The 20,531-nt window shown below is 64.7% G+C and carries 17 protein-coding genes; 6 read left to right on the top strand and 11 right to left on the bottom strand.

Annotation, left to right across the window (positions count from 1 at the left end):
• Window positions 1-12: 12 nt before the first annotated feature.
• The 4 genes from E2481_RS03330 to E2481_RS03315 all read right to left on the bottom strand — a co-directional run bounded on the left by E2481_RS03330 (window position 13) and on the right by E2481_RS03315 (window position 3,305).
• Window positions 13-777 carry an NAD-dependent deacylase gene (locus E2481_RS03330; RefSeq protein ID WP_136715697.1) on the bottom strand — a complete coding sequence of 255 codons (765 nt, stop codon included), beginning with the start codon at window positions 775-777 and terminating at the stop codon, window positions 13-15.
• Window positions 778-865: 88 nt separating this feature from the next.
• Window positions 866-1,135, bottom strand: coding sequence for a DUF7538 family protein (locus tag E2481_RS03325; RefSeq protein ID WP_136715696.1), 270 nt, complete (start codon window positions 1,133-1,135; stop codon window positions 866-868).
• A 476-nt stretch (window positions 1,136-1,611) separates the two neighbouring features.
• Window positions 1,612-2,775 (bottom strand): tubulin/FtsZ family protein, encoded by a 1,164-nt coding sequence (locus tag E2481_RS03320; protein ID WP_136715695.1) that lies wholly within the window; start codon window positions 2,773-2,775, stop codon window positions 1,612-1,614.
• Between the two features lie 83 nt (window positions 2,776-2,858).
• Entirely contained in the window at window positions 2,859-3,305 is a 447-nt protein-coding gene (locus tag E2481_RS03315) for a universal stress protein (RefSeq protein ID WP_136715694.1), read from the bottom strand.
• Between the two features lie 118 nt (window positions 3,306-3,423).
• On the opposite strand from E2481_RS03315, the gene E2481_RS03310 reads away from it, so the two are divergent.
• Window positions 3,424-3,672, top strand: coding sequence for a DUF7385 family protein (locus E2481_RS03310; RefSeq protein WP_136715693.1), 249 nt, complete (start codon window positions 3,424-3,426; stop codon window positions 3,670-3,672).
• Window positions 3,673-3,678: 6 nt separating this feature from the next.
• Here the strand turns inward: E2481_RS03310 and E2481_RS03305 are convergent, their stop codons facing one another.
• Window positions 3,679-4,905 carry an acyl-CoA dehydrogenase family protein gene (locus E2481_RS03305; protein WP_136715692.1) on the bottom strand — a complete coding sequence of 409 codons (1,227 nt, stop codon included), beginning with the start codon at window positions 4,903-4,905 and terminating at the stop codon, window positions 3,679-3,681.
• Window positions 4,906-5,072: 167 nt separating this feature from the next.
• On the bottom strand, window positions 5,073-8,114 hold the full coding sequence (locus tag E2481_RS03300; RefSeq protein ID WP_136715691.1) for a hypothetical protein: 3,042 nt from the start codon (window positions 8,112-8,114) through the stop codon (window positions 5,073-5,075).
• A 430-nt stretch (window positions 8,115-8,544) separates the two neighbouring features.
• Between E2481_RS03300 and E2481_RS03295 the strand changes: the two genes are divergently transcribed.
• A complete protein-coding gene (locus tag E2481_RS03295) occupies window positions 8,545-9,711 on the top strand; it encodes a CaiB/BaiF CoA transferase family protein (RefSeq protein ID WP_136715690.1) in 1,167 nt (388 codons plus the stop codon).
• Between the two features lie 76 nt (window positions 9,712-9,787).
• Window positions 9,788-10,765, top strand: coding sequence for an LLM class flavin-dependent oxidoreductase (locus tag E2481_RS03290; RefSeq protein WP_136715689.1), 978 nt, complete (start codon window positions 9,788-9,790; stop codon window positions 10,763-10,765).
• Window positions 10,766-10,849: 84 nt separating this feature from the next.
• Here E2481_RS03290 and E2481_RS03285 read toward each other — a convergent pair whose 3' ends face one another.
• The 5 genes from E2481_RS03285 to E2481_RS03265 all read right to left on the bottom strand — a co-directional run bounded on the left by E2481_RS03285 (window position 10,850) and on the right by E2481_RS03265 (window position 15,273).
• Complete coding sequence (locus E2481_RS03285) at window positions 10,850-11,407, bottom strand: response regulator (RefSeq protein WP_136715688.1); 558 nt, start codon at window positions 11,405-11,407, stop codon at window positions 10,850-10,852.
• A 102-nt stretch (window positions 11,408-11,509) separates the two neighbouring features.
• Window positions 11,510-12,286 (bottom strand): SDR family NAD(P)-dependent oxidoreductase, encoded by a 777-nt coding sequence (locus tag E2481_RS03280; protein WP_136715687.1) that lies wholly within the window; start codon window positions 12,284-12,286, stop codon window positions 11,510-11,512.
• Window positions 12,287-12,375: 89 nt separating this feature from the next.
• Window positions 12,376-13,479, bottom strand: coding sequence for a DNA-methyltransferase (locus tag E2481_RS03275; protein WP_136715686.1), 1,104 nt, complete (start codon window positions 13,477-13,479; stop codon window positions 12,376-12,378).
• A 64-nt stretch (window positions 13,480-13,543) separates the two neighbouring features.
• On the bottom strand, window positions 13,544-14,290 hold the full coding sequence (locus E2481_RS03270; protein ID WP_136715685.1) for an HAD family hydrolase: 747 nt from the start codon (window positions 14,288-14,290) through the stop codon (window positions 13,544-13,546).
• Window positions 14,287-15,273: an MBL fold metallo-hydrolase gene (locus tag E2481_RS03265; protein ID WP_136715684.1), complete on the bottom strand. Its 987-nt coding sequence runs from the start codon at window positions 15,271-15,273 to the stop codon at window positions 14,287-14,289. The genes E2481_RS03270 and E2481_RS03265 overlap by 4 nt, the downstream gene beginning before the upstream one ends.
• A gap of 264 nt (window positions 15,274-15,537) precedes the next feature.
• On the opposite strand from E2481_RS03265, the gene E2481_RS03260 reads away from it, so the two are divergent.
• The 3 genes from E2481_RS03260 (at window position 15,538) to E2481_RS03250 (ending at window position 20,512) form a co-directional block, all read left to right on the top strand.
• Window positions 15,538-16,311: an SDR family NAD(P)-dependent oxidoreductase gene (locus E2481_RS03260; protein WP_136715683.1), complete on the top strand. Its 774-nt coding sequence runs from the start codon at window positions 15,538-15,540 to the stop codon at window positions 16,309-16,311.
• Window positions 16,312-17,058: 747 nt separating this feature from the next.
• Entirely contained in the window at window positions 17,059-18,120 is a 1,062-nt protein-coding gene (locus tag E2481_RS03255; RefSeq protein ID WP_136715682.1) for a TAXI family TRAP transporter solute-binding subunit, read from the top strand.
• Between the two features lie 19 nt (window positions 18,121-18,139).
• Entirely contained in the window at window positions 18,140-20,512 is a 2,373-nt protein-coding gene (locus E2481_RS03250) for a TRAP transporter permease (protein ID WP_136715681.1), read from the top strand.
• Window positions 20,513-20,531 lie beyond the last annotated feature (19 nt).

The raw sequence follows: 20,531 nt of genomic DNA, 5'->3' as shown, positions 1-20,531 counted from the left end.
TTTCGTCCCGCTTCAGAGTCCCAGTTCGTCACGGATCCGTGGGAGGACCTCGGTCACGTCGGCCCGGAGGTCGAACTCTGCGCGGTCCGACAGCGGCGTCGATTCGAGATTGGCCAGAACCAGCGTCGCCCCACGCATTGCGGCGGTCTGCGGGAGCGTGGCTGCTGGCTCGACGGTGAGCGACGACCCAGCGACCAGGAACAGGTCGGCGTTCCGTGTGGCTGCCTGTGAGCGTGCGAGCGCGTGCTCGGGGAGTTGCTCCCCGAACAGCACCGTGTCGGGTTTGAGCGTCCCGCCACAGTCCGCGCAGGTCGGCGGGAGTTCGCCGTCCCGTGCCCGTTCGATAACGGGGTCGGCGTCGAAGCGCTCCCCGCAGTCACGGCAACTGACGCGGGCGGCCGAGCCGTGGATTTCGACGACGTCCTCCGAGCCTGCCTCCTGGTGGAGGCCGTCGATGTTCTGGGTGACGAGGGTGTCGAGATGGCCGGCGGACTCCAGATCGGCCAGTGCCTCGTGTGCGCCGTTGGGGGCGATCGATTCGTCCCCGAAGATGGCTGCCTGGAGGTCGACCCGGTCGGTCCAGAACCCGGCCGGGTCCGACCGGAACCGGTCGATGTGGAAGTCCATCGGGTCGTGGCGCTCCCAGAGGCCGCCCTCGCCGCGGAAGTCCGGGATCCCCGACGCCGTACTCACGCCCGCGCCCGTCATCGCGACCACCGTTTCGGCAGCCCGGACGGCCGCTGCGACAGCCTCGATGTCCGCGTCCGAGACACTCATATCTCTGTGCAGGGCATCGACTCCCTAAAACGCACTGTCGTCTCCATCGTGAGCATTCCCCAGGTGTCTGTGCCGGTCGGACACCGTCTCACAGCGTCCGGGATTCGACGGCCGGGTCGATGTCGGCGGTCGTGAGGTCCTGTCGGATCCGTTCGCGGAGCGGGTCTGGAACCGTGTCACGGCTCACCGGGACCGCGATGTCGCCGTCGGGAGCGACCTTCCAGTAGACGACGCAGTCGCTCGGTTCGTAGTACTCGATGCTGTAGCGGTCACTGCCGCCCTGGTAGTGGACGCGTGCGGCGCGGTCCTCGGCGTGCCAGCCGTCCTGTTGGGTCAGTGAGTCGACGTGTTCCCCCATACGTCGCCATTAGCCCTCACGCTTCTACCGGTTTCGGTACTCACAATGCGAGGTCGGTATCGGGGAGGATGCAGGTGGCAAACCCCGGCCGAACACGGCCGGGTGCTGCCGAGTGGCGTCTTGCAGTTGGGAGTCACACCAGTGAGCGTCTGGAGTGGGGTGTCCTGGCACTCACTGGCCGGTCCGGTGTACTCCTGCCTGTCGTGTGAGAATTCTGCCTGGGATGTGAGGAGGTTTTTAGGATTCACGAGGCGACACCGTCACGGCTCGCCGACTCACGGACGTCAGAAGGTAATTCCGAGCCGGAGACCCCGGCGCGGAGTCGCGTGTGGGAAACGCCCGATGGATTCGGGGAGGGAAATATCGGGCGTTGGATTGGGAGCGAACTGCACTCTCTATTCCGACCGTTGTTTCGATGAGTCTTCTTCGTGATATTATCGGGTACTTAAGTAGGGGCGGATGTATACCGAGCTAACTCAAAACAGTGGCTCGATGTCGTTGTCACCGCTCGGGGTGCAGTCGGTCGGGTTGCGCTCGCTTTCATCCGCCGCTTCTTCCATCGAACGTTGCGTTTTCACCGCAGTCCGCTGCAGTTCCGCGAGGCGTGGCACGTCCGAGACGCCGGCGAGGACGACCACGGCGGCCACGTAACTCGAATCCGGAACCGGATAATCGCCGCCGCGGACTTCCATGGTGCCGGTGGCCTCCTCCAGCCAGGTCCGACTGCGCTCGATCCCGTTGCGGTCGAGATGCTCCGGCGGGCCGGCCACGACGACCAGTGCGCGCTCGGCGCTGGTGATGTCACACGCCAGGGACAGCCGTCCCAGCGTCGCCATCCGGACCGTGCTCGTGATCTGATTCCCCGTGTCGATCTCCTCGGGTTCCGATCCCGAAATCCGGGAGAGGAATCCGCTCTCGGGGCTCTCGATACGCGAGGCCGCGTACCCGACGGTCACCACCCCGTCCGTCCCGAACGTGTTGCTGATCTCGCTCGCGTCGACGACGCTCTCGGGAACCGTCCCGTGACCGTCGGTTTCGCCCGCACTGAACAGCACGCCGAGCCGGCGTGCCACGTCGGCGTTGACGCGTCGGTAGCCGGCACCAGCGCTCTCGTCCCTGGGTTGCCATCCGTCGTTGTCGACGAGGACGAGCGCGTCCGTCTCCCGAACGAGCGTCCGGACGGATCGGGCGGCGTTGAGCGCGTAGACGCGTCCCTCGTCCGCGCCTGGCAGGACGCCCAGGCCGTAGACCGGTTCCGCGTAGCTCTCGCCGAGTTCGCGGGCGACGACCGGTGCCCCGCCGCCCCCGGTGCCACCGCCGAGGCCGGCGACGACGAGAAAGGCGTCGAGGTCGCCGACTGGAACATCGTCGATCGTGCCCCTGATCTCCGCGATATCCGCCGTTGCGATCTCGGCCCCGAGTTCGCTGTCCGCGCCGGTTCCCCGCCCCTTTACCTGCGTCTGGCCGATCGGGACGCGATTGTCGACCGGTACCCGTTCGAGGCGCTTCAGGTCGGCCGTCGCGGTGTGTATCGCGACCGCGTCCGCGATGAACTCCCCTCGCGACCCGTCCTCGTACTGCAGGAGGGACTCGACGACCCGTCCGCCGGCCCCGCCGATCCCGATGAGTCCGAGCTTCACGGCTGTCTCTCCGTTTACAAAACGGCGTCACATATATCAAGCTCTCGGCGCGGGATCGGTGCCCGTCGGTAGGTCCCGAGTCGCTACGCGTGGCGGACGATGTGGACGTCGTATCGGGGGTCCTCGGAGATGGGGCTGCCGACGCTCGTCACCGGCGTCGAGACGCGGCCGGCGTTCTCGCTGCCGATGAACACGATTGAGGCGTCGATTTCGTCCGCGACTTCCCGTATCGTTCGGGTTACGTCGTCGATGACCGTCGCGACCATGGAATCGCTCGAACCGGGCGTCTTACAGCGAAACCTCGCCTCGGGTGCTATCTCCCGAATCTCCCGCTCGAACTCCTCACAGAGGGCGTCGACGTCGAGCGATTCGCCCTCGTCGAGCAGGCCTCGGTTCTGCAGGTATTCGGGGTCGTCTGGGACCACGCTGAGTGCGACGACCTCCTCGTCGCGATAGTCTGCGAACTCGGTCGCTCGTTCGAGGGCCGTCTTCGAGAGCCCCGACCCGTCGAACGGAACCAGCAGTGTCATACCCCCGAATTCGGCGTCCGGTTTCTTAACCGCGGGGAACCCGGCAACGGTTCGCCCCGTCCGGTCGACCGCCGAACCGTCCGGAGGGTCTTTTACCGACCCCTCTCATCTCCTCGCCATGGAAACGCTGGGTGACGGCGACGGCCCCATCGACATCCACGACTACCGCCACGGGCTGAAACTCCTGAAGGAGACCAGGGAGACGAGCCTCTGGACCAACAAGAAAGGCTACGCCTGCCCTGCCTGTGGCAAGCCCTTCGAGCAACTGTTCACCTCCGAGAAGCGACACAACACGTTCGATCCGTCCTCGGTGACGCCGTTTTGCATCCGTCACGAGGCCGATCGCATCCTGATGTTCCGGCATTGAGTGCCGCTACGAGATTCCCAGTTGCTTGGCGATGGTGTTGAGCTGGATCTCGTCGGTCCCCTCGACGATGCGCAGGATGCGCGCGACGTGGAGGTGCTCCATGAACGGGTTGTCCTCGGCGAGGCCGTTGCCGCCGTGGACCTGCACCACGTCGTCGGCGACCTCCCAGAACGCGTTCGTCGCGAACCACTTCAGGATCGAGGCTTCCTCGATGGCCTGTTCGCCCTGGTCCATCTGCCAGGCCAGTCGGAGGCCGGCGGCGTCGGCGGCGTAGGTCCTGGCACGCCCCTTCGCGAGTTTGTGCGAGATGCCCTGGAACTTCCCGATGGGTCGGCCGAAGGCCTCGCGGTCGTTGGCGTACTCGACGCCTTTCTCGATGAGGTGCTCGGCGTATCCGATGGCTTCCGCGCCGAGTTCCAGCCGACCGAGCGACAGGAAGTCCATCGCGTTGTAGAAGGCCGCGTCGGGCTGACCCAGGACGCGGTCCTCGGGGACGCGTACGTCGTCGAACAGCAACTCCGCCTGTAACCCCTCCATCCCGACGGCGTTGTTCATCGACCCGAGTTCGAACTCGTCGTCTTCGACGATGAAACAGGTGATGCCACCGTAGCGACCGGCCTCGTCCTGGGGCGTCGTGCGCGCGAACACCTGCACGAAGTCGGCGTAGGGTGCGTTCGTGATCCACTGCTTTTGGCCGTTGATGACCCACTCGTCGCCGTCCTTTGCCGCGCTGGTCTCCATGCTCGGCGAGTCAGAGCCGACGCCCGGTTCGGTCTGGGCGAACGCGGTCGATTTCTCCCCGCGGATGGCCGGTTCCAGGTACGCCTCGACCTGCTCGCCCTCGGCCTGCATCAGGAGGGGTTTGGGGCCTTCGGGGCCGGCGAGGACGAACTCGGACAGCCCCGTTCCGTGGGATGCGACGTGTTTCTTCGCCCGGTACCAGGTGACGTTCGAGACGCCCTCCCCGCCCACGTCCTCGGGGAGGTTCATGGCGTAGAAGCCCGCCTCGGCGCTCTTCTTCCGGATGGTCTCGATGGCGTCGACCACCTCGTCGACCAGCCTGCCGTCGTCCTCGTGGCGAAGTCGCGGGTTCGACCACGTCTCTCCGAGCTCGGACTCCAGCGGTTCGACCTCCTGTTCGACGAACTCGTCCAGACTGTCGAGGATGAGCCGCGTCTCCTCGTCGGTCTCGAAACTGACGCCCCCGGTCCGGGCCGAGTCTTGTGTTGCCATGACACGATAAATTGTCCACTGGTGCATTAATCCCGCGCCTCTCCGGGATCGTCGACCGCCAGGTTCGGAAAAGAATCAGCATGGCGTCCCGGACGCCGACTCGTCACCCTGCGACGACAGATTCCGTGCGCGTCCGGCGTCTCGGCCGTTCCGCCTGCGTCTTCAGGTTACTCTTCTTCGGGCTCAGGAGTCTCTGTTGGCGTGTCTTCCGGTTCCGGTTCCGGCGTTTCGGTGGGTGTGTCCTCTGGCTCCGGTGTCTCTGTGGGCGTATCCTCGGGTTCTGGCGTTTCTGTGGGCGTGTCCTCGGGTTCTGGCGTTTCTGTGGGCGTGTCCTCGGGTTCTGGCGTTTCGGTGGGTGTGTCCTCTGGTTCCGGTGTCTCTGTGGGCGTATCCTCAGGCTCCGGCGTTTCGGTGGGCGTATCTTCCGGTTCTGGTGTCTCTGTGGGCGTATCCTCAGGTTCCGGTGTCTCTGTGGGTGTGTCAGTCACGGGTTCAGTCTCCTCTGCTGGTTCTTCGATTTCGATGTCGATCGATTCCTGGTCGTTGATGTCGACCTGGTCACCGTCTTCGGTTTCGGCGGTCACGGTGTACACCGCGGCCGGGAGTTCGTCCGTGACGGTGTCGTCACCCGGAATCTCGATCGTCTGATCGCCCTCGGTGTCGTTCGCCGCGGTCACGACGACCGTCTCGTCGTTGGGGTTCTCGACTGTCAGTTCGTCGTCTTCGACACTGGCCGAGAGACTCTCGAAGGCCGTCTCGGGCGCGTCAATGGTGAAGCTCACTTCGTCTTCGTCGTTTATCTGCACTGTCTGGCCGTCCTCAGTCTCGGCGGACGCGGTGTATTCACCTGGCTGGAGTTCCAACGTGGTCGTCTCGGCTCCCGAGACCGTGAGGGTCTCGTTTTCGCCCGCTTCGTTCGTGATGGTTACGACGACCGATTCGTCGTTGGGATTCTCGACGGTCAACTCGTCTCCGTCGGAACTGGCGCTGAGGCTCTCGATCTCTACCTCGGGTTCCTCGATGGTGACGGTCGTCTCGTTCGCCCCGTCGACCGGCACGGGCCGGCCGTCCTCGGTCTCGGCAGTGAGCGAGTACTCCCCAGGCTCGAATTCTTCAGTGGTGTTCCCCTCGGCCGGGACCTCGATGGTTCGGTTCTCACCCGTTTCGTTCGTCGCGGTGACGATGACCCGCACGTCGTTAGGGTTCTCGATGGACAGTTCGGTGCCGTCTGTGTCGGTCGAAAGACTCTCTACCTCCGGTTCGGGTTCCTCGACACTGAAGGTAAACTCGTCCTCGTCGTTGATCCGAACGGTCACGTCGTCCCTGGTCTCGGCTGTCAGGGTGTAGTTCCCGGGATCGAGATCGCGCGTCTCGTTTTCGCCGGCCAGCACCAGGAACTGGTCGGTCTCGCCGTCCTCGCGTGTCAACAGGAGCGTCAGCCGAACCGCCGTGGGGTTCTCGACGGTGAGGGCCTCATCCTCGACCGTCGCGTTGGCCGAGGGCAGTGGCTCGACCGTGATCGTCGCTTCGTCCTGTCCGTTCACGGGGACTGCGAAGCGTCGCTCCTCGGTCGCGGCCGTGACGGTGTACTCACCCGGCGCAAACGTGGTCGTCCGGGAGTCGTTCGACCCGACTATGACGGTCCTGTTCTCACCGGTTTCGTTCTGCGCGGTCACCACCACCGACAGCGAGTTCGGGTTCTCGAGGGTGACGACGCCGTCGCTGGTGGAGACGTTCACGCTCTCGACCGACGGCTCGACGGTCAGATCGTATTCGGACTCCCCGTTGACCGAAACCCGCTGGCCGTCCTCGGTCTGGGCGGTGACGGTGTAGAACCCGTGGGCGAACTCCTCGCTGAGCGTCCCGTCGGCGTCGACGGTGAAGTTACGCTCGCCGAAGCGGTCCCCGTCGACCGTGGCGACGACTACCTCGTCGTTGGGGTTCTCGAACGTCACCGTCTGGTTCTCGACCGAGACGTTCAGGCTCTCTGGCTCCGACGGTTCCTCGTCGTCTTGGTCATCGTCGTCGCCGATTTCGACGGTGACTCGTTGTTCCACGTTCGTCTCGGTCTGCTGGATGATCACGGTCGGGTCGGTCGTCCCCGACTGTGCGGCCTCGTCCGCCGACTCGGCGGCCGCCTCGAAGACGATGGTCTGGATCTGGGTGATCTCGACAGTCTGGACCTGTGTCACGCCGCCCCTGGCCGCGCCGGTCGCGGCGGCCTGGATCTGCTCGACCGACGCGTCCTGGTACTGGGAGATCGCACCGTGGGCCGAGCCGACGGAGATCTGCTGGAGTTGTACGATCGAGACCGCCTGGCTCTGCTGGAGCGATCCCTCACAGGACCCGCGTGCGGCCGCCTGAACCTGCTCGACCGTCGCGTCCTGTTGTTGCATGAGCGACCCCGAAGCGGCACCCACTGCTGCCTCCTGAACTTTCTTCGGATCGGTCGCGTCGTGGTCGGAGACACCGCCACCCGCCGCGCCGTAGGCGGCGGCCTGGATCTGCTCGACGCTCGCCGACTGGACCTGTGTCAGCGACCCGTACGTCCCGCCCTGGGCCGCCTCCTGTACCTGCGAGACGGTCGCACGCTGGGACTGGGCGATCTCACTGGCAGCGCCGGCGGCGCCGCCGATCGCCGCGTACTGGATCTGCGTGACGTTCGCGCGCTGGGACTGGGCGACGGACCCGTGTGCCGCACCGTAGCCCGCGCTCTGGAGTTGCGTGACGGTCGCGTCCTGTGACTGTGTGAGCGCACCGGCCGCCCCACCGTAGACGCCGGCCTGTTGCTGGGTGACGTTGGCCGTCTGGTTCTGTATCAGCGCCCCGTGTGCCGCGCCTTTGGTCGCCGCCTGGATCTGTTCGACCGATGCCTCCTGGTTCTGGGCTGCGGCCTCGATCGCGCCGTCGATCGCTGCCTGTCGTTGTTCCTGCGTGATGTCGACGCCCTGCTCCTGTGCGAGTAGCGCACCCTCACGAGCGCCCCGAATCGCCGCCTCCTGTTGTTGGGCCGAAAGCTCGGGTTCCTGATCGGGGGAGGCGCGCGCCAACGCCGCTAACTCCGCTGCAGTCTCGCTGTACTCCGTAATTGCCGACTGGTCCTGGGCCGAGACTGTCCCGTCGGATCCGTCCTGTACCGAGGCGGCCGGTGCCGAAACGGCACTCAGGACGACGACGGTCGCGAGGGCGAACACGAGCCGCGATCTCATGGCGTCCCCCGGTGACCTGAAGATCCCTCTGTCTCCGTCTGTGTTGTCGTGACGTGTATGTACATACTGGTTCCCCGCCACTCGCGGCGACCGTGCCGCGGTGGCGGTTGGGCTTCCACAAATCGGGGAATAAACCCGAGCGACCGTTCGTTGCCGAACCACCCGCGCCCGCCCACGAACAGTGTGTCGATTCGGTGAACCGTCCCGGCTAGGCCGAACTTACCCGGTCGTCTCTGAGTTGGTTTCGGGCACTCGCTGGCCTCAAGACGCGGTGACGGCCGCGAACTCGGCGCGACACCCGTACGGTGGGACAAACCTCACGACAACTCGTCAGGAACCGTTCGTGACTGGTCAGCGGTCGAGATTGACACGGTTCCGACGGCGTGGACGCCGCCGGACACTTATTGTGGTCCCGTGAGAGACGGCCAGTATGCGACTCGACGGGATACGCGTTCTCGACCTCTCGCGACTGCTCCCCGGCCCCTACGCGACGCAGTTGCTCGCCGACGCCGGCGCGGACGTAATCAAGATAGAGGACACCGACGCCGGCGACTACGCCCGACTGATGCCACCGTATACGGACGACGGCGTCGGCGCCATCTTCGACGCCATCAATCGGGGCAAACGGAGCGTCGCCCTCGATCTGAAACGCGACGAGGGCCGCGAGGCCCTCCTGCGATTGGCCGAAACCGCGGACGTGGTCTTCGAGCAGTTCCGGCCCGGCGTGGTCGACCGCCTCGGCGTCGATTACGAGTCAGTCCGGGAGCGAAACGAGGACGTGGTCTACTGCTCGCTGTCGGGGTTCGGACAGACGGGACCGTACGCCGACCGAGTCGGCCACGACCTGAACTACGTGGGCATGGCAGGCTTGCTCGACCTGACGCGCGAGGACGAGGAGAGTCAGCCACAGATCCCGGGCTATCCGATCGGCGACATGTCCGGCGGGCTGTTCGCGGCCTTCAGCATCGTCGGCGCGTTGCTGTCGCGGGAACTCGGAAACACCGGCGGCGAGTACGTCGACGTGGCGATGACCGACGTGGTCGCCTCGTTTTCCCACGCCGTCGCGGACGACGCGTTCGGCGGCGACGATGCGCGGCCCGGCGAGTCGCCGCTGACCGGGGGCATGCCCTGGTACGACGTGTACGAGACGGCCGACGGCGAGTACGTGACCTTCGCGGCGCTGGAACCGAAGTTCTGGTCGGCCTTCTGTGCGGCCGTCGACCGCGAGGACCTGGCCGACGCCCACATGACGGAGGATCCGGCCGAACGGGAGGCGCTCCGGGCGGAACTCGCCGATGTCTTCGCCGACCGAACCCGCGGGGAGTGGGAGGAACTGCTCGGGGACGTCGAGGCGATGGTCGCACCGGTCCAGCGACTCTCGGAAATTGTCGATAGCGAGCACGCTCGCGCTCGCGATCTGATCGAGCGCGACGGCACCAATCCGCGGGTCGGGTTCCCGGCGCTGTCCTCGGAGGCTCCGGCGGGGACGGGCGGTCCGCTTCCCGGTCACGGCGAACACACCGACGACGTTCTCGAAGCCGTCGGCTACGACCCCACGGAATTAGAGGAGTTGCGACGGGAGGGCGTCATCGCGTGACCGCACGAAAGGTTCGGATCGTCTGAAGGGTTCGCCCGAGCGGACCTTTTTGGTTCCGGCGGCCGCCCTTCGGTCCATGAAACCCGGACTGCTCCTGCCGCCCGCGGACGTGATCGACCCCGTCGGTATCGCCACGACTGCCGAGGACCTGGGGTACAGCTCGGTCTGGATGCCCGAACTCTGGGGGAGCGACGCGTTCGTCCAGCTCGGCGTCGTCGCCCACGAGACCGACGAGGTGACCATCGGGACCGCCATCACGAACGTCTTCTCGCGGTCCCCGGCCGTCATCGCGATGGCCGCGGCCACCGTCGACCGCTTCGCCGACGGGCGGATGATCCTCGGCACCGGTGCCAGCACGCCGAAAGCCGTCGAGGACCTCCACGGCATGGCGTACGACCGGCCGGTCCGTCGCGCCCACGAGGCCATCGCCATCGCACAGCGCTACCTCTCGACGGGCGACGAGCCCGTGTCCTACGAGGGCGAACTGTTCGAGGTGGCCGATTTCGACCCGCTCGGCGTCGAGGTCCCGATCTACCACGCTGCGCTCGGGCCGGCGAACCGGCGGGTGGTCGGACGACTCGCCGACGGCTGGATCCCGCACAACGTCCCGTTCCCGGACCTCGACGACGCCTTCGAGGAGATCGCGCAAGCCGCAGAGGGGGCCGGGAGAGATCCCGAGGAAATCACCGTGGCACCGTACGTGCCGGCCGCCGTCAGCGACGACGACCCCGACCGCGCGAGGGACGCCATCCGCGGTCACGTCGCCTACTACGTCGGAAGCGGCGAGGGATACCGCCGTGCAGTCGCCCAGCGGTTCCCCGACGAAGCCGAGACCGTCGCAGACTACTGGCAGGCCGGCGACAGGGACGAGGCGACGGCCGCGGTCACCGACGAGATGGTCGCCGCGCTCGGCGTGTCCGGGTCGGCTGACGAGGCCGCCGAACAACTGGCGGCGATTCGTGACGGGTTCGTCGACCTGCCGATACTCACCGTTCCGGCACAGGCGGCGGACGAACTGGCGCTCGAAACGATTCAGGCGCTCGCGCCGGCCTGATACGGATTACTGTCGAACAGTCCCGGATCGACCGCACGACGGCGTGCGGTCGTATCGGTACCCAGCGACAGCAGTCGGTATGATTCACCGCGTGCGCTGATCCGGGATGTCCGTCGTCGACTCGATGTCGTCGAGTTGTGCCTCCAACTCGTCGATACGCGCTTCGAGCCGTTCGAACTCCTCGCTTTCGTCGAGTTCGGCGTCTGATTTCTCCAGGGCGAGGACGTTGCGTTTGAGCTGCAGCGAACTGAGTCGCGTGTGGGTTTCGTCGTACTCCGCCATCGCGAGCAGGCGCTCGACGGTCGCGAGCAGGCCGTCCTTGCCGACGGGCTTGACGACGTAGTCGTCGAACCCGAGTTCGAGGATGTCGAAGTCCGGGTTGACTGCCGTCACCATCGCCACCCGACAGTCGAGTTTCCGGTGGAGGATCTCCTCTAGAACCTCGTCGCCGGACAGCTCCGACATCCGGCGGTCTAACAGCACCACGTCGACGTCGTCGTCGACGATCGATAGCGCTTCCCGCCCCCCGTACGCCGTCAGTACCTCGTACTCCTCACCGAGCGCCGACGCGTACGTGTCGGCCGCTCGCTGCTCGTCGTCGACGACCAACACCGTCGCATCGGTCGAAGGCTCTCCACTCATCGATTCGTCGACCGGTATTGCGGGCATCGGGCGGTGGACATTGACATGGTTGGCTCCGTTGTGAAACGGCGAAATATATTCGTTGCAGTGGGCCTGTCCCGTTCAGTAGGTGAACAGGTCGACGCCGCCGGTGACGCCGATGACCTGGCCGGTGATGTAACTGGCCTGTTCGCTGGCCAGGTACGCGATGAGGTTCGAGACGTCTTCCTCGCGACCGAGGTGACCCATCGGCGTCGCGCGGGCGATGTCCGCCCAGTGTTCGTTGATGTTCTCGATCTGGTCGACCGGGAGGTCCGCGAGGTCGCCCACGACGATCGAGGGCGCGATGACGTTCGAGGTGACGCCCTCTGGTGCGCCTTCCAGCGCCAGGGTCTTCCCGAGGCCGATGAGACCCGCTTTCGTCGTCGAATAGGAGATCTGTCCGTAGCCGCCGTACGCGCCGGCCATCGACGACATCGAGATGACCCGTCCCCACCCGCGGTCGCACATGTTGGGGAACACTTCTCGGGTGATATTGAACGTCCCCGTCAGGTTGATCTCCATGTCGCGGTCCCAGGTGCTCGGGTCGAGATCGCCCGTGCGACCGACGGCGTCGACCATCCCCGCGTTGTTGATCAGGATGTCCACGCCGCCGGTCGCGTCCTGTAAGTCCTCGACCGTCTCGCCGACTTCGTCGCGGTCGGTCAGGTCGCATTCGAGCGCGATGGCGTCACCGCCGTCTTCCTCGATCTCGTCGGCGACCTCCTTTGCACCGTCCGCGTCCACGTCGAGGATCACGACCTCGGCGCCTTCCTCGCCGAGTACGCGGCAGTCCTCGCTTCCGATACGACCCGCTCCCCCCGTCACGAGGGCCGTCTTGTCGTCGAATCCGAAATCCATTGCGTCCGACCGTTCACTAGCCGGTGTGTTAACGGTTCTCCCTCACAAACGAGGCTAATGACCCGGGGCGAAGGGGGTGCAACGCTCGCTCAGCGATTCGAGGACGACGCGACGTCGTCCGTTCCCGTCCCGTCCTCGGTCCGAACGTCGGTTCCCTCGACGGGTTCGTGGGTGACCCGGTATCCGTCGCCCGTTTCCTCGACGGTCGAAGCGGCGTAGAACCTGATCGGTTGCTCCTGTTTCGTGGTGACGGGGAACTCGTAGTTGTCCGCCTCGTATTTGAACGTCTCTCCCTCTGCTCTCCGCTCGGCGACGAACGCTTCGTGGTCGTCCAGGCGCTGCTGGACGACGGTTCGGGAGTGCTCGGGGACTGCCTCGACCCGGTCGTCGAACACCTGGACGAACTCCTCGTCGAGTTCGTATCCGACGGAGTTCCGACCGGCGACCATCGCCGCGAACGTGGTGGTCCCCGTTCCCCAGAAGGGGTCCAGTACGGTGTCACCGTAGACGGAGTACATGTTGATGAGGCGGTAGGGAATCTCGAAGGGGAAGGCCCCGGACCGCTCTCTGAGTTCGCCCCCTCCGAGCGACTGGGTTTCCCCGTTGATCTCCTCCCACACGTCGGAGAACCAGCGGTTTCGCTCCTCCCAGAAGTACGCCGAGTTGTACCGACGGTCCGACCCCGGTTCGAACTGCCGGCTCTCCGTCCCGTTCCGGAACACGAGGATGTACTCGTGTTCGAGCGTCACGTACGCGTTCGGCGGGAGCATCCCCGACCCCATGAATTTCGCGCCCGAGTTGACGGGTTTCCGCCACAGGAGTTCTGGGAGCGGCTCGAACCCCAACTCCTCGAAGGCGTCGATGACCCTGGAGTGGTTCTGGAAGACGCGAAAGCTGCCGTCGACTGTTCGCGTCGCGTCACCGACGTTGATGCAGGCGATTCCCCCGTCGACGAGCACGCGGCCGACTTCCGCCCATACCCTGTCGAGTTCCTCGTGCATCCGGGCGAACGCGGCCTGGCCGTCGCCGTTTTCGAGGTGCTCGCCGATCTCGGCGTCGAGTCGGCCAAACAGCTCGTCCCACATCTCGATCATCGGATAGGGCGGGGACGTGACGACCAACTCGACGGAATCGTCGTCCATCTCCGAGAGCGAGCGGGAATCACCGGTGACGATACGATGCCTGCTCTCCATCTACCGGACTGTCCCCCGATATCGACTTAACGTTTCGTGAACACTCCCGGGAGCCGGCAGTCGGTTACCCGTCGACGCCGACGATGTCGAGCAGTCCGCGGTGGTCTTCGAGGTGGAAGTCGACAACCGGGTCGTCGAGTACCCGATACCCGTCTCGATTGGCGTCTGCGACTGCTTCGGCCGCGGTTCCGTTGTAGGCAACGGTCCAGAGATTCACCCGATCGCCGCCCTCCATGTCGTGTTCGTAGCGATCGCCAACGTACAGCGACCGCGTCGGATCGACGGGGGCCGCCGCCAGCGCCGTCCGGAACATCCGCTCGTCCGGTTTCTTGTACCCGACGGCCTCCGAGGTGGTGATCCCGTCGACGGCGTCGTCGAGTTCGAAGATGTCGAGCATCCGGTGGGCCTCCCAGGTGTCGATGTCCGAGATGATGCCCAGATACAGGCCCGCGTCGTCCAGGGCGCGGATGGTCTCGACGACGTTCGGTTCGGCTTCCATCGCCTCGCGCGTCGCGTCCTCGAATCCGGGTCGCCAATCGTCCTCCGTGAGGTCCGCGTCGACGAGCGCGTCGAAGGCCTTGGTGTACCCCTCGCTCGCGGTCCGGTACTCGTTGCCCTCGGCTGATTTGAAGTGTTCGCCGAGCGTCTCGCGCCAGGTCTCGATGGCTGCTTCGGGGTCCAGATCGTACTCGGCTGCGAACTCCTGGAGGTACGCCGCGTAGCCGGCGCGGATCGACGGGAGGTTCACGATGACGCCGCCGATGTCGAAGAAGACGGCCTCCCACTCGTCGGGGACCTGTTGTCCGGTCATGCTCGTGTGAAGTGACGGACGCCGTCGGTCAGCGTGCTGTCGGCCCTGCCGTCGCGGTCGAGTTTCGCCAGCGCGCTGGTCGTCTCGATGACGAGATACCGGATGTCCCTGTCCCCGTTGCGCTCGAAGGCCACGTCGACGGCGGTCTTGTCGTCGTCGTCGAGCATCGCCTCGGTGCGCTCCAGCAGGTGATCGAGACTCTCGACGTCGTCGGCGATCGCTTCCTGGAACTCCGTATGAACGGGTCCGTGGCCGGGATAGACGCGGTCGACGGTGAGTTCGCCGAGTCGATCGAGGGCGGTGTAGTAGGCGTCGATGGCGTCGTCGAAGCCGTCGTCGAAGCCGGTGTGCATCGCGACCGGCCGGAACGTGCCCAGCGCGGTGTCGCCGGCGAACAGCCGTCGCTCGCCGTCGAACGCCGCGAGGAAAACGAGGTGGTCCGCCTGGTGGCCCGGCGTATGTGTCGTCTCGAAACTGATCGGGCCGATATCGACGTCGGTCCCGCCGTCGACCCAGTGGTCAACGTAGTCGGGGTCGAGGAGACTCCCGTCGCGTTCGAGGGATTCGACGGACATCTCGATGGCGTCTTCGAGGTACTCGCCGCGCAGTCCGGCCGCGGTCGCGTTCCGTTCGACGGTCTCGGCCAGGTCGTCGACGTCCCGCTCGAACCGCTCGCCGACCCCCTCCGGTGCGTACACCTCGGGGTCGGCGGCCTCGACGATAGCCGGGACCTGTCCGATGTGGTCGACGTGGGGATGCGTGACGACCAGATGCTCGATGTCGGCGACCTCGTAGTCGTGCTCGGCCAGGGCCGCGACGAGTTCGTCGTGGGCCGACTCCCCGGCCATGCCGGCGTCGAAGAGGATCGGCTCCGCACAGTCGACCAGATACGCCGCCACGTGCCCGGGCGGCCAGTCGACGCTGAATTCGATTCGATGGACGCCAACCGCCTCCGCTCGCTGTTCGGCGTTCTGTTCGCTCATTAGCGCACAGAACACCCTTCTGCCCGTTAAGAGTTTGGTTTCCAACGGACGAGTTAAAACAGAAATAAACTTACAATCGATGTTTGAATAGAGCATAGGCTAACGCTTCATGCAATCGTGAAACTGCCGACCGTATTTCGTAAGACGGCTTTCCGACATGGGTCGGGGCACCCATATTTATTAACGGTAAACTCAATAGTGCAGTTGTAGATTAACAATGGAAAACACAATGCGCAGTTCGTTCGGACGGAGCGGGGGGAACCGATGAGGTCGCAGTTCGGTGTCGACGACCAGGCGGTCATCATCACGGGCGCGTCGCAGGGCATCGGCCGATCCATCGCGGAGCGGTTCGCCGACGACGGGGCCGACGTGGTCGTCTGCTCGCGCGAACAGGAGAAAGTCGACGACGTGGCCGAAACCATCAACGAGGGGGACGGCGGCGAGTGTCTCCCCATCGAGTGCGACGTGACCGACCGCGACGCCGTCGACGCGCTCGTCGAGGCGACCGTCGAGGAGTTCGGCGGCGTCGACACGCTCGTCAACAACGCGGGCGCGTCGTTCATGGCGAACTTCGAGGGCATCAGCGAGAACGGCTGGAAGACGATCGTGGATATCAACCTCCACGGGACCTTCCACGCGACCCAGGCCGCCGGGGAAGTCATGCGGGAATCGGACGGCGGTCAGATCGTCAACTTCGCCAGCGTTGCCGGACAGATGGGCGCGCCCTGGATGAGCCACTACGCGGCGGCGAAGGCAGCCGTCGTCAACCTCACCCAGTCGCTGGCCTTCGAGTGGTCCGACGACCAGGTCCGGGTCAACTGCATCGCGCCCGGCTACGTCGCCACGCCCGGCGTCGAGAGCCAGATGGGCGTCTCCGCCGACGAAATCGAACGCGACAACGTCCATCGGCGTATCGGCCTGGAAGCGGAGATCGCCGACATCGCGCAGTTCCTCGCCAGCGAGGCGTCGTCGTACATGACCGGCGAGACCATCACCGCGAAAGGCGTCCCGCAGATCGACGAATCGCCGGAGATCTGAGTCGGCCATTCTTTTCGGACCACGGTTTGCCTTCTCACCTAGTTCCATCAATAGCCTTGAACGAGGTATACATTCGAAATCTAAAATATAAGTCTGATAGAATAAACTACATCAAATTTATTATAGAAGTCCGCAGGGTGGTCTCGCTAGTTGAATTCTCGTTGTTGATCTATAACCCACTACAAACGGCTACAAATCCGGTTTTCCACCAGCTACCATGTCCAACTCTGCTCCGACTGATATTCTGCTCTGATGACAGCTACCCGATATCGGTGGTGAAATATTTGTGTACGCATACGACTCTCTCCTCGGAACAGAGGCGCTCTAGTCGGTGTAAAGCGCAACTGCGAAGCCGCTCTGAGACGACGAGAGTAGTTCGGTGCCGGAGATCCGCAGCCCTATCACCTCGTTGTCCTTTTAGTCTATAAAAACAAACACAACTATTGAAATATTTCTAATATAACTGTCTGCTACTCGGTACTAAAACAGATAACTATCGGGAATCGAAGATCGGTTGTTGGTCGGAGAACTGGAGAAGTGGTCACCGAATCAGGTAGTACGAATCCACCATCCCAAGAGTTGTTGATCGAGTTGTTTCAGTCGTGGCGGCGGGATAATTCTCCTTCGAATAGCTGTGAAACAAGTTCCGAACGCTTCGTTTCTGTTCTCTTGTTATATTTTAGCAGATTATAGATAACACAGTTAGGATAGAAGGATATATACGAAATGAATGTTAATTGGGTTTCCATGCGTGGTAAGCAGCAACCCACTGGTGTAGTCAGACGTTCGTTTCTCAAACGCTCCGCAGGCACCCTCGGACTAGCTGGTGTCGCCGGACTCGCCGGTTGTTTCGGTGATGACGGTGGTGCGAGTTCGGAGGCCCCCGGCTCGGACGGCGAGATGATCATGAAGACCTCGGGCGAGACGACGGCGGCCTACTCGATGAGTCAGGTCATCTCCTCGTCGGTCAGCCAGAACTCGGACGTGTCCGTCGACGCTCGACCGAGCCAGGGGACGAACCGGAACGTCTCCGAGGTCGTCCAGGGCAAAACGGAGATCGCGTACATCCAGAACTGGACGGCGAACAAGATCCGCGAGGGCGAGGAGCCGTTCGGGGACCTCGAGTATCAGCCGTATCAGGTGTTCCACCTGTACGACCTGGCGTGGTTCCTGGCCTCGGCGAACGACGAGTGGACGACCGTCACGGACATCGAATCCGACAGCGCCGTGTCGCCGACGCCGAGCGGTTCGGGAACGGCGGAAATGCTCGAACACGCGCTCAGTTTCGCCGTCGACGACTACGAGCGGACCAGCGTTCAGTACGGTGACCAGGCCGGTGCGATGAGCGAGGGGCGACTCGACGCGGGTGCCGCAACCTACGTCAACCTCTCCGTCGAGCCTGGCTGGCTCCAGCAGATGAAAAGCACCGTCGATCTCCGGGTGCTGAACTGGCCCGAAGAGATCGTCTCGGAACTGGAAGACGACCCGGCGATCGTCGTCTCGGACATCGACATGAGCCAGTTCGAGGACTACGGGTACACGCCGGACACGCTCAGCACGCCGACGCTGGCGTACAACTTCATCGTGCGCGAGGACCACGACTACGACACCCTGACGTCGTTCCTCGAGACGCTGTGGGAACAGCGCGAGGCACTTCAGGAAGACACCGGCCTGCTGGCACCGATGGCCGAGGGGGAGGCGTGGACCAAGAACGCCTACACCGATATCCCGTTCCACCCGGCGGCAGCCGACTTCTACGAGGACAAGGGCCTCTGGTCCGACGAGTTCGTCCGCGGCGAGGAGCAGTAGACCGCCTCCCGACTAACCAATGACTGAGACAATCGACGAACAACCCACGTCGCCCAGCGATCTCAGGGCCGCCTTCGCCGAGCGGTCGCTCCCGGAGCAACTCCTGTTCCCGCTCGTTGCACTGCTGGCTGTGGCGCTCACGGCGTACACCGTTTACTACGCGTGGCAGCGCCCGTTCTCACAGATCATCCACAGCATCCTCTTCATGCACTTCGGGCTGACCCTGTACTACCTGTTTCTCGCGTACGAAGGGATCTCGAAGGGGACCGCCGTGGCCACCGGGCCGATCGCCAGCAGGCTCAGCAAACGCATCCAACGCGTCTACGTTCGTCTGGATACCGTCCTGTGCCTGGGCACGGCCGTCGCGGCGGCGGGCACGGGCTATTTCTTCGTGACCGGGTACGAGCGGTTGACCGGCGACGCGAAGATCATTCTCGGGTACACGAACCTCGAACTCACGCTCGGGATCATCGTCGTCGCGATGGTCATCGATGCGACGCGACGCGCCTACGGCTGGTCGATCGCGCTCGTGGCCGTCGCGTCCGTCCTCTACGCGCTGTTCGGCTCCGTGTTCCCCGGCTTCTTACAGCACACCGGACAGAGCACGCGTGACATCGCACTGTACGGCGCGACGCAGATCAACAACTCCGGTGCGTACGGCTTCATCACCCAGGCCGGCGCGAAGTACGTCGCCATCTTCATCATGTTCGCCGGGCTGGCTCGGGCCTACGGCATCCTCGATGTCATCCTGAGTCTGAGCGGACAACTCGGGAAACGACTCCGCAGTGGCATCGTCCACGTCGCGGTGATCTCCTCGATGGCGATGGGGTCGATCACCGGGAGCGCGGCGGCCAACGCCGCGACGACCGGGAGCTTCACCATCCCGATGATGAAAGAACAGGGCGTCCGGAAAGATTACACGGCCGCCATCGAGAGCGTCGCCTCCAGCGGGGGACAGATCATGCCCCCGGTCATGGGCGTCGCCGCGTTCCTGATGGCCGACTTCATCGGCGTTCCCTACGTCCGCATCATCCAGGCCGGCCTCATCCCGGCGCTGTTGTTCTACTTCAGCGTCGGCGTGGCCGTCCAGTTCGCGGTCCTCCGGTACGGCTGGACGAGCGACCGCGGCGAGGACACCGGCGGCATCGCCGAAGTCCTGTTCAGTCGAGAGGCGCTGATCGTCGTGGGCTACGCCCTGCTGGGCGTCGGTGCCTTCTACGCAACGCGGACCGTCGCCGGCTTGTCGCTTCTCGTGTCGGGCGGTGCGACGATGGTCGCGCTCCTCGCGGCGCGGTTCCTGCAGGCAGCCGTCCAGTCGACCGACGGAAGCGCTGGCGACGAGTTCGCAGCGAGCCTCGAACAGTTCTTCCAGGGTCGCTACTTCCTGATTCCCATGGCAGTGCTGGTGTACGCCCTCGCAGTGATGCAACTCGCCGCGCTGGCGACCGGCTTCTACACCGTGCTGACGCTGATCGCCGTGATGTACGTCCGTGACACCGCACTGCTGTTCCTCAGCGACGAACCCGAAGCGGCGTGGGTCACCGGCACGGACGGTTCGGACGCGGCGTCCGGGCAGTTCGTCGGCCTCACCGTCGCCAAGCAGTGGTTCGTCACGACGGTGAAGACCCTGCGCGGGTTCAAGAAGGGGGCCCTCGACATGGCCCCGCTCGTGGGCGTGCTGGCCGCGATGGGCGTCATCATCAAGATGCTCACCCAGACCGGCCTCTCCGGGAAGATCAGCCTCCGGATGGTCGCGCTGGCGGGCGGCGTCCTGCTGGTCGCGCTCGTCCTGGCGATGATCACGAGCATCCTGTTCGGTCTCGGCATGCCGACGCCGGCCGCGTACGTGCTGGTCGCGGCGCTGCTGACCGCGCCGCTCCAGGAACTGGGCGTCACCGAGATCACGGCCCACCTGTTCGTGTTCTACTTCGCGATGCTGTCGGCGATCACGCCGCCGGTCGCGGTCGGCGTCGCCGTCGCCTCGCGGATCGCGGACAGCGGGTTCCTGCTCTCGGCCAAACAGGCCATGCGGATCGGCGCTGCCGGATTTCTCATCCCCTACGCGCTCGTGGCCAACGAGAGCCTCGTCACCTGGACGGTGACGGGAACACCCATCGCGACGGCGTGCGTGTTCGTCGGCGTCGTCGCGCTGACGGCCGTCACCATCGGCTTCGACGGTCGACACGTGCTCGGGATCCCTCACCGACTCGCGTATCTCGTCCTGTCGTTCGGCGCGATGTACAGCCCCGCGCTGTCGACGTACATCGGCGGGAGCACCGCGACGATGCTCCAGATAGCCACTGCGGCGATTGCACTCGCCGGGCTGGCACTGGTGCAACTCGACCGCCTCCCGAAGCTGGTCACGCCGGCCGCAGAGCTTCGAGAGCGGTAAGTCGCTGTGCCATCGCGGT

It is taken from the genome of Halorientalis salina, assembly GCF_005049285.1.
Classification (GTDB): Archaea; Halobacteriota; Halobacteria; order Halobacteriales; family Haloarculaceae; genus Halorientalis; species Halorientalis salina.
This window is presented reverse-complemented; position numbering and strand designations above follow the sequence as displayed.